Origin of the sequence: Mangrovimonas futianensis (assembly GCF_021245805.1) — a bacterium.
GTDB lineage: Bacteria > Bacteroidota > Bacteroidia > Flavobacteriales > Flavobacteriaceae > Mangrovimonas > Mangrovimonas futianensis.
Window position 1 is genome coordinate 410,466 of the sequence record NZ_JAJJNF010000002.1, and the last position, 13,093, is coordinate 423,558.

Below are 13,093 nucleotides of genomic sequence, written 5' to 3' on the forward strand. Positions count from 1 at the left end.
ATGAGATTATGTTTTTTATTAATAGCCACTGTAATAACTTCAGTGGCTTTTTCCCAAAACAGAGATGATCGTAAAGGACATTTATTCTTAAAGGTTGGTCCAGAATATCGAATTACACCATTACCTTATAATGAAAATAGTTCACCTAGCGAACCCGGTTATTTGACCGATATTGATAGTCAAAGTGCAGGTTTTGTACTTAATTATAGTTTAGACTATTTTATTATCAAAGATTTGAGTATTGGATTTGCCCATTCCTTTCATTATACGCTTTTAAATACTAACACTTACCATGCGGAGGATTTTGGTATGACAAAGGCAAATTACCGCTTATTCATGGATTTTCACCTTTATCTTGACTTTCACGTTAAAGTTTTTAAAACAAATGAATTGTTTTTGCGAGCAGGAGTTTCATTATTTAATAGAAACTCTAAATTTGGCACTAAACAGTCCTATTATGATAGTGATGGTAATTATATTGCTTTTTCTGTGGTAAATTTGGATTATAACTATTCACCTAATCAATTCGCTTTGGGGTATAAAACACAAAAATTGGAACTTTTGGCCGGAGTATATTATTCAAAACAAACAGAATACTTTAATACTCCAGTCAAATTTGCTGTACCATTTGTAAAACTAAACTTTAATTTATTTAAATTCTAACCGAGGATGATTTAACCTTTGAGGCCTTATTCATGGTTTAAAAAGTTAAAATGTGAGACCTGCACCGAAATTAAAACTTTGTTTGCTGTTGGTGTTATAATGATTTATAGTTTTAGGCAAGTTGTTAATCCTAAAATTATATAGAAGATTAATATAACTACTCTCAGTTGGTTTCAATTCTACTCCAGTAGTTGATAGAATACCAAAAGATGGAACTCCTTCCTTAGGAATGTATATGTCCCATGTCCCACCCTGTAGTAAATTTATGCTTTTGTTTAAAGGTATTTTTTTTAATATTCTTATCTCAATAAGATCTAATTCAAAACTATCTAATTCATTAATGTAATTATAGGATTTTAGCTGTTCAATTAAAGTGCCCTGAAGATTCCACGGTAAAGTTTTCTTTTGTTGTGAATACATCAAATGATAAGAAAACAAACTAAAATAAAATAAACCCAATAGAAGAGAGCGGTTTTTATACATAATGTTTTTTAAATCATCTTAAATATAATGATTTACTTATATACAAACATTAAAATGAGTGATTATTAATACTAGAATGACCTTGTATTAAGACCGTTGAAACGATTTGGTCATATACCATGTTGCCTTAAAAATTTAGACTAATTCTCAAATAAGGCCTTAAGTTCTGTAGCTTCTTGAGGTTTCATTTTTCCAGCCAATACCAAACTAAGTTGTTTACGTCTTAAAGCAGCAGCATAACGTTCCTTTTCCAAGTCAGTTTCAGGAGTGATTTCTGGAATAGGTACAGGTTTGCCTATTTCATCTACAGCCACAAAAGTGTAGATAGCTTCATTGGCCTTGGTACGATTTCCAGATTCGCGGTCTTCAATCCAAACATCAATAAACACTTCCATAGAAGTTTTAAAGGCTCTGGATACCTTTGCTTCAACCGTTACAACACTACCTAGGGGAACAGCTCTATTAAAAGCTACATGGTTTACAGAAGCGGTTACAACAATACGTCTGCTGTGTCTTCTGGCAGCAATACTGGCTGCACGATCCATACGGGCTAAAAGTTCGCCACCAAATAAATTGTTTAATGGGTTGGTTTCACTTGGAAGTACCAAGTCCGTCATAGTTGTTTTGGATTGTTCTGGAGTTTTCATTTGCATACCTAACATCAAAAATGAGGTGCAAAGGTACGGGTTATTTCAAAGAAGATAGGATAAATGCCTAAAAACTGAAAATAGCTGTATGAAAATGGAGTGTTTTAATCTAGTTCTTTAACCAACAACCAAGCCGCTTTGTTATCATTTTCCTTGATGTCTTGAAGCGCTTTTAGAGCTTCTGAGCGACTTTCATAACTGGCATAAACCACTTGATGCAGTCCGAATCTATTGACACCAATTTTACGAGCATTGTACCCTTCAGCTTGAAGTTCCTCTACTTTTTTATCACTGTTTTCTTCTATTCTGAAGGCACCGGCAACAATGTGGTAATTCCCAGAAAGCTTTTTAACTGGTAATGTCGCTGCAGGTAATGGGTTTGAAATCACAAAGGTTGCTTCTTGGATTTTGGTTTCCAATTGCTGACTGGCTTCTTCCTGAGCCATTTGATTGTGCGTTTCTATTTGATTCACATAAAACTTAGATGCTAAAAAGCCACCTAAGCTTAATGCAATAACCGCAACGGCCGCATATTTCAAGTAGTTTCTGGATTGGCGTTTTTCAGGAGTTACCGTCAATGGCACTACTTTTTCAATAGCTTCAACCTCTTCTTTTAAGACCTCTCTGGTTATGGTGTCCGAATTAAATTGAGCCAAACCAAAGGCATCTGTTAAATAGTTAAGATGATAAGAAGGCTCAAAAAGCATACGACCTTCCGAATTAAGGGTCAAATCACCAATGTTATGAAAGGAGATGGTTTCACCCTCGGTCATATACGATTTTATGGACTTCACGTGTTTAGCTACCTTTTTGGATGCTACTTCATAAGGGATCTTTTCTACATCAGCTATGTATCTTATTAAAATCCCGTCATTTTTTTGGATTTGCTCATTAAAAGACAAAATCTTTTTAGGCGGATAAAAGGCATTTGTAGATGAATGAATGCTCGCAGATACCCTTTGGGTTAAAAAGGAACCAAATTCAGGTACGGTCACGCATTCGTATCGGTATAATAAATCGCTTATGTACGTCTCTAGGTGCATAAAAACAAAGTTAGAAATTTTTGTATATCAATAAATTTTACCCTTAACTATTTATTAACATCATAAAATTTAGTTTCTTGTAGGTTGTATTTCAAACAGATACCCATGACCGAACAGCAATTAATTTATACCCTGGCATTGCAACATGTTCCTAAAATAGGGGATATAACAGCTAAAAAGCTAATTGGTGTATGCGGGTCTGCAGAAGCTGTTTTAAAAGAAAAAAGAGGCAATCTATTAAAAATCGACGGGGTTGGAGCAGCAAGTTTGGAAGGTCTGTTTGATGCGAGCCACTTGCGTGAGGCAGAACATGAATTGCGTTTTATTCAGACTCATAAAATATCCTGCCTATATTTTATGGAATCGGATTATCCCGAAAGATTAAAACACTGTATCGATGCCCCTATTTTACTTTTTCAAAGGGGAAATGTCAACCTGAATAATCAAAGGATTATTAGTATTGTTGGGGCACGTAAAATCACAAACCACGGCATGGAATTTTGCAAGCAATTAGTTGAGGACTTGGCTCCATTTAATCCCATTATTGTTTCAGGTTTTGCCTATGGAACAGATATTACAGCACATAAGGCTGCTGTAGATCATAACCTTCAAACGATTGGTTGTTTGGCTCATGGATTTAACGATATGTATCCTAAGGTACATTCCAAATATGTGAAATCAGTAGAAGCTCATGGTGGATTTTTCACTGACTTTTGGAGTACCTCAAATTTTGACCGGAAGAACTTTTTAAAACGAAATCGTATTATTGCTGGCCTGAGTGAAGCGACCATTGTTATTGAATCTGCCGAAAAGGGAGGGAGCTTGGTAACGGCTGATATTGCCCACTCTTATGACCGGGAGGTATTTGCTGTTCCTGGTCGGGTGACCGATAGCCAAAGTGTAGGGTGCAATAATCTGATTAAGCATCAAAAGGCACAGATGTTGTCCAATTCCATGGATGTGCCCTTTATGTTGGACTGGAAATTGGAACAAGAAAAGCCAACCATACAGCGACAACTGTTTGTGGATTTAAATGAGGATGAACAGCTTATTTACAACTATTTAAAGGATCAAAAAAAGCAGTTGCTGGATGTGATTGCTCTAGACACCCAGTTGCCAACTTATAAATTAGCGGCTATTCTTTTGAATATGGAATTGAAAGGCGTCGTTAGACCTCTGCCGGGGAAATTGTTTGAGCTTATTTAATACCCTACTTTTTCCCTAACTCTAGAAAGTACATCATTTGCAACCTTTTTAGCTTTTTCAGCACCTACTGATAGGGCTTTATCAACTTCTTCAAGGTTGTTCATATAATAATGATACTTTTCTCTAGGTTCTGCAAATTTTTCAACAATCAATTCAAAAAGAGCTTGTTTGGCATGTCCATAGCCATAGCCTCCTTTTTCGTAATTGGATTTCATAGTTTCTACTTCTTCATCAGAAGCTAATAAAGAATAGATAGCAAAACAGTTACAGGTCTTCCAGTCTTTAGGTTCCTCTAGTGGGGTGCTATCAGTTTGGATGGACATGATTTGCTTTCTCAGTTTCTTGTCATCCAAAAAGATATTGATAAAGTTGTTTCTACTTTTGCTCATTTTCTCGCCATCAGTTCCAGGAACAATCATCACATGTTCTTCAATTTTGGCATCTGGCAATACAAAGGTGTCTCCCATTTTAGCATGGAATCTAGAAGCGACATCTCGTGTCATTTCTATATGCTGTAATTGATCTTTCCCAACCGGAACGATGTTCGCGTCGTATAACAAAATATCAGCTGCCATCAACATAGGGTAGGTGAACAACCCAGAATTGACGTCTGCCAACCTATCGGCTTTGTCTTTAAAACTGTGCGCTAAAGTCAATCTTTGGTAAGGAAAGAAACAACTTAAATACCAAGACAATTCAGTAACTTGTGGAATATCACTTTGTCTATAGAAAACGGTTTTGTCAATATCTAAACCGAAGGCTAGCCAGGTTGCCGCAACAGAATAGGTGTTTTCTCTTAGTTCTGCAGCGTCTTTGATTTGGGTTAAGGTGTGTAAATTGGCAATAAACAAAAAAGAGTCATTTTCCTCTTTTTTAGACATGTCTATCGCTGGTAAAATGGCACCTAAAATATTACCTAAATGTGGTGTCCCTGTACTCTGGATTCCTGTTAAAATTCTCGCCATGGATTTCAAATATTGGACAGCAAAAGTAACCAATCCTAAAGAATTATGAAAAGTAGAAGGTGTTAGAATTTAAACTTTTATCATTCTGTAGGAATATTGAGATAAATACTATTTTTGTTGGCAATGAAATTTATTAAATATCCTTTTTGGCTTTTATATAGAATTTGGTTTTACATTTTGGTGGCCTTACCCATCATTATATTATTTCCTATTTTATTAATATCTATCGCCAAGGAATCTTGGTATCCGTTTTTCTTCAGGATTGCTAGATTATGGGCCAAATTCATTTTAGTTGGAATGGGCTTCCGAGTAAAAATTGACAGAGACCAAACACCTCATAGAAAGGAAAGCTATATGTTTATTGCCAATCATACCTCTATGGCTGATATCATGTTGATGTTAGTAGCTGTTAAAAATCCCTTTGTTTTTGTGGGTAAGAAGGAGCTAGCCAAAATACCATTGTTTGGATTCTTTTATAAACGTACCTGTATATTGGTTGATCGCAGTTCAGAAAAAAGCAGAAAGGCAGTTTTTTTGAGAGCCCAAAAGAGATTGAAGCAAGGTTTAAGTATTTGTATTTTTCCAGAGGGAGGAGTTCCTGATGAGTCTATTTTGCTCGATAGTTTTAAGGATGGGGCATTTCGATTAGCAATCAATCACCAAATTCCCATCGTGCCCATGGTGTTTCCTGATAATATAAAACGGTTCTCTTACACCTTTTTTAGTGGAAGTCCAGGTAGAATGAGAGCCAAGATTTTACCATTTATAGAAACAAAGGATTATACCATAGCGACTACCAAGGAGTTAAATGAAAAATCTAGAAATGTTATTTTAAAGAGCCTTCATAGTTATCAAAAATGAAAAAAGCTGCCTATGACACCAAGCAGCTTTTCCCTGGTCGTTCTATTGGAATTTTTATACCAATGAACAATCTAACCAACTAAAAACTAAAACTTAAAACTGAATCCGGTATAAACCCCTAAGATATAAGGGTTGAAATTTCCAGATGTATTTTCATAAGCTCCAAACTGGTATTTGAAAACAGGCTCAAAATTGAACTTGAACTTGGGAGAGAATTTGTAATTCAATCCAATTCCCAAATTTCCTGAAAAACTCACATTATTGATATTGTTGGCTTCACCTATATAAGTGTTGTAGCTTTCAAACTCTGAATAAACTTCATTTTGATTTAAAAAGAAAGTGCTAAAACCTCCTACGACACCTATGCCAAATTTCCTGTTAACTAGGGTGTATTCCAGTTCTAAGGGCACTTCATAATAACCTATTCTTTGACTTATGGCAGCATTGGCGTCAAACATGGAGCTTACAGTTTGAACACCCAAATTATCAGCGCTAATGGCATTAATGGATTCATTTCCTGGGGCCATGGTTAAATTCTTTAAATATTGTGGATTTCCTCCAGTTCCACCACCCGGGGTTTCATAAAGAATGACATCATTAGTGTCATAACTAAGTTTTAATGAATTAACTCCTGTTCTGATAGTTAATTTCTCATTAATCACATAACCTACATTGACACCATAACTGGTATTTACTTCACCAGTTTTTGAATTTCCCACAAACTGTTCATCAATATGAGAGCCATCGCCTAAGGAATTGTAATAAACAGGGGCAATGTTTGCATACACTTGCCACCTGTTTTTTAATTTTTCTTTTTCATCTTTTTCCTTTGATTCTTCGGCCTCGGCGATGGCCTCTTCAATTGACATCTCTTTTTCTTTTTCAGGGAAATTTTCAATGCTTTCTTCAGCCTTAATGGCTGTTGAGTCTTTATTTATCTGGTGGGTAGCTAGGGCGTTTTCAGATTTATTTTGTTCCAATGCATTCTTTTGAACAAGTGGATTTTCCTCTGTGGTTGATCTTACGTCTTTAGATTGATTGGATATTCCAGAAGGATTGTTAAGCTTGTTATTTTGGGATTTGGAGTTGTTCTCGTTGTCTGCCAAAGCCTTTGAATACGCTTGATTGTTGTCTTCAAGGTTCTCTTTTGCGTTTTCTTTAAAATCTCCAACGTTCGATTTTACATTGTTGGCTAGACCAGTTGAGGAGGTAGCATCCGTATGAACCGAATCAACTAAGTTATTTCCCGTTCTCGAATTGTCTTGGGTCTTGAAGTTTTTTTCTTTTGAAGTTTGGGTTAATGGATTTGCTCTATTGGTATTTGTGTTTTGGAGGTTTTTTTGTTCTTGATTTTCTTGTCCATTATCACTCACACTTGGAGCATCATTGAATTCTGGATCATTAATGATGTTTAAATTATCTCCTTCATTTGAACTGGATGTATCAGGAAGCTCTGTATCCACAACAGAATTTTCAGGGTTTAAGATCTTGTCATTTGGTACCACATCAAGATTGGTAAAAACAAGACCACCCACAGTCAATAAAATTAATAACAAGGCTGCAACACCAGCCCATTTATACCAGGCAGGGATTACTTTAGTATCCTTTTCGTCGGCTTGAAGTTCCTTTTGGATGTTTTTCCAAACATGATCTTTGGGCGCAACTTCAAAATCCTTGAATTTTTCTTGAAAAATTCGGTCTATGTGCTTTTTATCACTCATTATAGCGTCTGCGAATTCATTCGCCTTTTGTAATCTTCAATATTTTCTTTTAAAATCTTTCGGGCTCTGGCTAAATTGGATTTGGATGTTCCGGGTGAAATAGATAGCAATTCAGCAATATCCTGATGGGAATAACCATCCATAACATATAAATTGAAAACCAGTCGGTACCTATCCGGTAAATCCTGAATAATTTTCAACAGATAATCAATAGTAATATCATCATCTTCAATTTCCACCTCCACATCTTCAATCTGAGCTTCATCAATAATTTCAAAAACACCTTGTTTTCTATATTTTTGAAGCGCTGTATTGACGGTGATTCGTTTCATCCATCCTTCCAAAGAACCTTTATGATTGAATTGTGCTATTTTTTTAAAAATAGTCACAAACGCGTCCTGCAGATTATCTTCCGCCTCCGCGTAATTTCTTGAATACTTCAAGCAAACCGAAAACAATTTACCCGAAAATATCTGGTATAATTCGCTTTGTGCTTGGGTATCATGATTACTACATTTTTGTATGAGTTGCTTTAAACTCACATTGTTTTGAATTAATTAAATCTAATAACTCACTCTGAAACTTCTACCAGAACTTCTTCATAGAGATCTGTTCCGGAATCATCTGTTCCTTTCCAAAACTTAAAAGTATAGGTCCCTGAATTTAGGGGTTTAAAATTAAAATTGGTTTCAAAAATGGCAGTTTGCGTTTCACATGGCTCATTATTTGCAAAATAGGCTGAAACAATGGCTACCGTTCTTTCAAAATCGTCCTTGGAATAATAAATGTCATTGTAAGCATGACAATCGGTAGGCAGAATAAAAGAGACCGTTATTTCATAAATTTCATTAACGGTCATTTCTGTGGGCAAAAAGGCTTCCTCAACGGGTAACAATTCATATTGAACATTGATTGTGTCATCATCACTGAGGCTACATGATTGAAACATGACTACAGTCAAAACCAAGGTTACAAATATTTTTAAACTCCTCATCATTGAATCAAGTATATCTTTGGTTTAACAATTCATTTAGTAGATGCAGAAAGAATAAAAAGGTTGCGTCTGGATATAAAAAAATCCCGAATTTTTCGGGATTTGCTTTTTTATTGTTGATTTTCTTTGATAGCTTCCTTGATTTTCTGTTCAAGTTCATCCATCAAATCTGGGTTATCTTTCAATAAGGCTTTAACAGCATCTCTTCCTTGCCCTAGTTTGCTATCTTCATAACTAAACCAGGAACCACTCTTTTTAACAATACCAAAATCAACAGCTAGATCTAGAACTTCTCCCACTTTAGAAATTCCTTCTCCATACATGATGTCAAATTCAGCCGTTTTAAATGGCGGTGCCACTTTGTTCTTAACCACTTTGACGCGAGTTTTGTTACCAGAAACATCCCCGTTATTATCTTTTATTTGGGTAGAACGTCTAATGTCCAACCTTACGGAAGCATAGAATTTCAAAGCATTTCCACCTGTGGTAGTCTCAGGGTTTCCAAACATGACCCCTATTTTTTCACGTAACTGGTTGATGAAAATCATGGTACAATTGGTTTTACTGATGGAAGCCGTTAACTTTCTCAAAGCTTGAGACATTAATCGGGCGTGTAACCCCATTTTGGAGTCTCCCATTTCTCCCTCAATTTCACTTTTGGGCGTCAATGCAGCAACCGAATCCACAATAATAATGTCAATGGCTCCTGAGCGCACTAAGTTGTCTGCTATTTCTAATGCTTGTTCTCCATGGTCTGGTTGGGAGATGATTAAATTCTCTAAATCAACTCCTAACTTTTCGGCATAAAATCTATCAAAAGCATGTTCTGCATCAATAAAGGCGGCGATGCCTCCTTTTTTTTGAGCCTCGGCAATGGCATGTAATGTCAAGGTTGTTTTACCAGAGGATTCTGGTCCGTAAATTTCAATCACCCTGCCACGTGGATATCCTCCAACTCCTAGTGCTAAATCCAAGCCTAAAGAACCAGATGAGATAGCCTCAATATCAGCAACCGCTTGGTCACTCATTTTCATGACAGTTCCTTTTCCGTAAGCTTTATCTAATTTATCTAAGGTTAATTTTAATGCTTTTAATTTGGCTTCTTTCTCGCTGCTCATACTCTGTTTTTTTTCATTGTGATAAATGCTAAAATACTACAACTTTTATCAGTTTACAATTTTATGACGCAACCTTTTTATTCTTTTTGCATCTATAGAATAAAGTGGGGAACTTTTGCTATGAAAAGAGCTGCAGAGTGCAGCAAATTTTCATCCGGAATGTTTAATTTAAAATGATTACCAGATGAAATTTTTTAAGAAATTTATTAACGCATGGGGTGTTTCAGTTCCTGTTTTTATAAACAGTAACTGTAAAGCCGATGGTGGTTAACTCGTTTTTTGATTTTGTTTTTTGAGAAAAAAATTGAATTAATAATAACGAGTTAGTCTACTTAAAGCACTTTATAGTTTCTATAAAGTGCTTTTTGTTTTTAGGGGTTTTACAAGAATAAAAAGAATGTTTTAAAGACGCTTTTAAATATCTTTGAAAACTTAGTGATAAAGAGCTTATGCAAAAGAAAGTTGTGGTGGTTGGTAGCGGCATTGTTGGGCTTACAACAGCTCTGCAACTACAGGAAAAGGGATTTCAAGTCGAAATCGTTTCAAAAGAACCGTTTCAAAAGACCTTATCCCATAAAGTGGGTGCTATTTGGTTTCCTTTTGAAGTGCATCCCATTGAAAAGGCAAATAAATGGGCTGCGTATTCCTATCAGAAATACTTAGAAGAAGTAAGTCTGAAAAATGGCGTGTCTATCATACCGTTCATGGTAGTTTATAATTCTGAAAGTGATACGTCTTGGACGTCTCATTTACCAGATGACCAAGTTAGAAAAGCCCATGACCATGAACTACCAAAGGGTGTTGAAAATGCTTTTTTGGCCCAAGTACCTTTAGCAGAACCGCCTTTATATTTGCCTTATTTATTTCAGAAATTTTTGGATGCTGATGGACAATTTATCCTGAAGGAAGTAAAATCGCTTCAAGAAATGGCCTCATTAGGGTGCAGGGTTGTTAATTGCACGGGAATGGGGGCTAAGGATTTGTGTCGGGATATTCACTTAAAACCCATGCGCGGACAGATCCTGAGGTGTGAAAAGCTAACAGGAGCATCTTGTGTCAACTCAACAGAACCTGGCAAGCTGACTTATATCTTCAATAGAAGTACAGATAGCATTGTGGGTGGGACGGACTATATCAATGATTATAATGAACAAGTAGATGATGTCGATACTCAAAAAATTTTGGACCGATTGAAAACCTCGGGCTTAAGTGAGAAACAACCGGAAGTTTTAGAAATTTTAGTGGGTTTGAGACCTTTAAGGAGCGAAGTGCGGTTTGAATATGATGCCGAATACTCCAACATTTTTCATAATTACGGTCATGGTGGTGCCGGTTTTACGGTAGCTTGGGGGTGTGCCATAGAATTGGCAGAGCGTTTTAAAAAGCAACTTTAATTCTCTTCAGGTTTTGTAATCATCAATAATTCTTCATCCAGTAAAAATTGTTTGATGGGTTGGTATAAGTTAGGTTGTTTAGCTATAGAATCTTTTAACTTTATTTCGAAATGATAATCCATAAAAAGTTCGGTAGGTATGAACTGATCAGTGTGGCTTGCAGTCGTATCGCTCCATAGCACAGATTTTAATAAAAATGAAGCTTCACAACTTGTTGCCTTTATGTGGGTCATAGTTGGAAAGTTCACTTTTCCATGAAACTTTTTTGAAGTTCTATTCCAAGTGACATGTATGTTTTCGTTTTCATAATGTTGAATGGTTTCATCTGGGAAAAATAGGGAATAGGAAAAAACTAACACGAGGCTTAAATTCCAAACCGAATGGAAAAGTATGGATTTTAATAGATTAAAATTGATACAAATCCAAATAGCAAAAAATGCAAAAGCACTCCTAAAGCTAAATCCAGCTAATGCATTCCAGCTTATCAAATGGTCGGTGTCTAGATGGAATAGTGCAAATAGAAAAGCGTTGAGTATGGCCAAGGGGATTAGCAAAGGCATACGTTTATTTATAAAGGAAAATACCAACAATGCTAAATATAACACGGTTATTGCTTTGGTTAAATAACTTTGGGTCAGAAAGAAAAAGATAATCAAACCAATAAGAGAGATAGCTCTTAAAATTTTGGATTGAACAAAGCCTCCTCTAAAACTCAATTCTTCAAAAATAGGAGCTATAAAAATTGCGAAAACGAGAAAAAGAGGGAATCCGACCCTAGTGTAACTTTCAAAAGTTTTCTGATTTTGGGCTAAATTGAAGTCTACAAAAAAAGAGGTTACCATACCTAAACAGAACATGCCTATTCCAGAAATTAGCAACCAGTTGTGTTTTTTGTTATTGAGAGTCAAAGTTTTAATTTGAAAATTAAAATGCGGTTGCAAAGAACCTGTTATTGCTTTGTTAAAACAAATTCTTCTGGAAATATTTGTTCTACGGGTTGATTATTGGGACAGATATTCATATCCATTATTTCTGGATTTGGTATGAAGTTGATTCTCATGTTAGTGCCGTTATTAAAAACTCTTATAAACAAAGCTCCCTTTTGACCACATGTAGCTTCCTCACCATAATAATCAAGTACATAATAGTTGGCATCATCTCCTAAATAATCTCCTTTAATGATTAAAGGATCTTCTTCAGGAATGTTCATGGTATTGATTAAAACATTTCCACTGAGGTTCGTTAATTTATACCGTATTTGTAGTTGATCTATTGATATTTCTAAAAAAGTAGAAGTGACTTTATATATTTGAAATTCAATATTTTTATTGCCAATAGATCCTTCCCAAGTTCCTAGGTATGGATTTAAAACTCCGTTGATGTCTTGAATGTATGTGCCATTTGGAATGTCATTAGGGTAATTTTCATAATCTTCAATGGGAATAATTGGATCAATATTGATAATTTGCGATTGACTTGTCCAAGTAACAAGAAAAGTTATTATTAAAAGTATTATTTTCATTTTAATTATGGTTTTAAAAGAAATGAGGTGTTAATTTTTAAGGGCATGTTGATGATTCTACACTTCCATTAGAGTTCAAATATTTTTCTTTGATATTCCCATTAGTTTGTATTTTAAATAGACGGATTCCAGATATTCCTATTTCATTTTCGATAAATTTTAACCACGCTTTTTCTTTATTAATTTTAAATTTTTTGAAATACTTTTTGAACTTTTGGTTTAGTCCGTTTTCACTATAATCATAAAGTGAATTAAACAAATCAATATAATTTTCGTTAACATCATTTATATTAAAATGTTAGAGTTAGGATAAGACAGGAATAGGATATTTTTAAGAGGTGACATATATTAACGATTTTATTCTAGTTAATACGGAATACTCGGAATAGGCGTATTAAATCTTTCGTTTCATAATCCTTGCTTTTAAAAGTATCTCATCATAAAATTGAAATAACCCTATTTTTTTGAGAAACAGC

At 35.1% G+C, this 13,093-nt stretch carries 14 protein-coding genes; 4 read left to right on the top strand and 10 right to left on the bottom strand.

The genetic code is table 11. The features are described 5' to 3' along the window. Nucleotides 1–663, top strand: a complete 663-nt coding sequence (locus tag LOK78_RS04630) for a hypothetical protein (protein WP_232633971.1) — start codon at nt 1–3, stop codon at nt 661–663. Between the two features lie 45 nt (nt 664–708). Here the strand turns inward: LOK78_RS04630 and LOK78_RS04635 are convergent, their stop codons facing one another. The 3 genes from LOK78_RS04635 to LOK78_RS04645 all read right to left on the bottom strand — a co-directional run bounded on the left by LOK78_RS04635 (nt 709) and on the right by LOK78_RS04645 (nt 2,836). Then, the gene (locus tag LOK78_RS04635) at nt 709–1,146 is read right to left on the bottom strand and encodes a hypothetical protein (RefSeq protein WP_232633973.1); all 438 of its coding nucleotides are present in this window, start codon (nt 1,144–1,146) and stop codon (nt 709–711) included. Nucleotides 1,147–1,286: 140 nt separating this feature from the next. After that, nucleotides 1,287–1,799, bottom strand: coding sequence for an acyl-CoA thioesterase (locus LOK78_RS04640; protein ID WP_232633975.1), 513 nt, complete (start codon nt 1,797–1,799; stop codon nt 1,287–1,289). Between the two features lie 98 nt (nt 1,800–1,897). Then, entirely contained in the window at nt 1,898–2,836 is a 939-nt protein-coding gene (locus tag LOK78_RS04645; RefSeq protein ID WP_232633977.1) for an HU domain-containing protein, read from the bottom strand. 105 nt (nt 2,837–2,941) lie between these two features. Between LOK78_RS04645 and dprA the strand changes: the two genes are divergently transcribed. After that, complete coding sequence (dprA, locus tag LOK78_RS04650) at nt 2,942–4,042, top strand: DNA-processing protein DprA (RefSeq protein ID WP_232633978.1); 1,101 nt, start codon at nt 2,942–2,944, stop codon at nt 4,040–4,042. Here the strand turns inward: dprA and trpS are convergent. Next, nucleotides 4,039–5,007, bottom strand: coding sequence for a tryptophan--tRNA ligase (gene trpS, locus LOK78_RS04655; protein WP_232633981.1), 969 nt, complete (start codon nt 5,005–5,007; stop codon nt 4,039–4,041). The genes dprA and trpS overlap by 4 nt on opposite strands. 123 nt (nt 5,008–5,130) lie before the next feature. On the opposite strand from trpS, the gene LOK78_RS04660 reads away from it, so the two are divergent. Continuing rightward, nucleotides 5,131–5,868, top strand: a complete 738-nt coding sequence (locus LOK78_RS04660) for a lysophospholipid acyltransferase family protein (protein WP_166956692.1) — start codon at nt 5,131–5,133, stop codon at nt 5,866–5,868. An 86-nt stretch (nt 5,869–5,954) separates the two neighbouring features. Here the strand turns inward: LOK78_RS04660 and LOK78_RS04665 are convergent, their stop codons facing one another. From LOK78_RS04665 to recA, 4 genes are all read right to left on the bottom strand, one after another. Then, a complete protein-coding gene (locus tag LOK78_RS04665; RefSeq protein ID WP_232633983.1) occupies nt 5,955–7,589 on the bottom strand; it encodes a synaptonemal complex protein 1 in 1,635 nt (544 codons plus the stop codon). Further along, nucleotides 7,589–8,131: an RNA polymerase sigma factor gene (locus LOK78_RS04670; RefSeq protein WP_232393605.1), complete on the bottom strand. Its 543-nt coding sequence runs from the start codon at nt 8,129–8,131 to the stop codon at nt 7,589–7,591. Before LOK78_RS04670 ends, LOK78_RS04665 begins: the two co-directional genes overlap by 1 nt. Before the next feature lie 29 nt (nt 8,132–8,160). Further along, complete coding sequence (locus tag LOK78_RS04675) at nt 8,161–8,586, bottom strand: hypothetical protein (RefSeq protein ID WP_232633984.1); 426 nt, start codon at nt 8,584–8,586, stop codon at nt 8,161–8,163. Between the two features lie 107 nt (nt 8,587–8,693). Then, entirely contained in the window at nt 8,694–9,701 is a 1,008-nt protein-coding gene (gene recA, locus LOK78_RS04680; protein ID WP_053970718.1) for a recombinase RecA, read from the bottom strand. A 449-nt stretch (nt 9,702–10,150) separates the two neighbouring features. Between recA and LOK78_RS04685 the strand changes: the two genes are divergently transcribed. Then, on the top strand, nt 10,151–11,095 hold the full coding sequence (locus LOK78_RS04685) for an FAD-dependent oxidoreductase (protein WP_232633986.1): 945 nt from the start codon (nt 10,151–10,153) through the stop codon (nt 11,093–11,095). On the opposite strand, the gene LOK78_RS04690 is transcribed toward LOK78_RS04685, so the two are convergent. Next, nucleotides 11,092–12,003 (bottom strand): hypothetical protein, encoded by a 912-nt coding sequence (locus LOK78_RS04690; RefSeq protein WP_232633988.1) that lies wholly within the window; start codon nt 12,001–12,003, stop codon nt 11,092–11,094. The two genes, LOK78_RS04685 and LOK78_RS04690, sit on opposite strands and share 4 nt — an antisense overlap. Before the next feature lie 41 nt (nt 12,004–12,044). Further along, complete coding sequence (locus LOK78_RS04695) at nt 12,045–12,617, bottom strand: hypothetical protein (RefSeq protein WP_232633990.1); 573 nt, start codon at nt 12,615–12,617, stop codon at nt 12,045–12,047. Nucleotides 12,618–13,093: the final 476 nt, after the last annotated feature.

Bases quoted from the DNA above. Each gene is read 5' to 3' on its own strand.
- LOK78_RS04630 (WP_232633971.1), top strand. From the start codon at position 1: ATGAGATTATGTTTTTTATTAATAGCCACTGTAATAACTTCAGTGGCT.
- LOK78_RS04635 (WP_232633973.1), bottom strand. From the start codon at position 1,146: ATGTATAAAAACCGCTCTCTTCTATTGGGTTTATTTTATTTTAGTTTG.
- LOK78_RS04640 (WP_232633975.1), bottom strand. From the start codon at position 1,799: ATGCAAATGAAAACTCCAGAACAATCCAAAACAACTATGACGGACTTG.
- LOK78_RS04645 (WP_232633977.1), bottom strand. From the start codon at position 2,836: ATGCACCTAGAGACGTACATAAGCGATTTATTATACCGATACGAATGC.
- dprA (WP_232633978.1), top strand. From the start codon at position 2,942: ATGACCGAACAGCAATTAATTTATACCCTGGCATTGCAACATGTTCCT.
- trpS (WP_232633981.1), bottom strand. From the start codon at position 5,007: ATGGCGAGAATTTTAACAGGAATCCAGAGTACAGGGACACCACATTTA.
- LOK78_RS04660 (WP_166956692.1), top strand. From the start codon at position 5,131: ATGAAATTTATTAAATATCCTTTTTGGCTTTTATATAGAATTTGGTTT.
- LOK78_RS04665 (WP_232633983.1), bottom strand. From the start codon at position 7,589: ATGAGTGATAAAAAGCACATAGACCGAATTTTTCAAGAAAAATTCAAG.
- LOK78_RS04675 (WP_232633984.1), bottom strand. From the start codon at position 8,586: ATGATGAGGAGTTTAAAAATATTTGTAACCTTGGTTTTGACTGTAGTC.
- recA (WP_053970718.1), bottom strand. From the start codon at position 9,701: ATGAGCAGCGAGAAAGAAGCCAAATTAAAAGCATTAAAATTAACCTTA.
- LOK78_RS04685 (WP_232633986.1), top strand. From the start codon at position 10,151: ATGCAAAAGAAAGTTGTGGTGGTTGGTAGCGGCATTGTTGGGCTTACA.
- LOK78_RS04695 (WP_232633990.1), bottom strand. From the start codon at position 12,617: ATGAAAATAATACTTTTAATAATAACTTTTCTTGTTACTTGGACAAGT.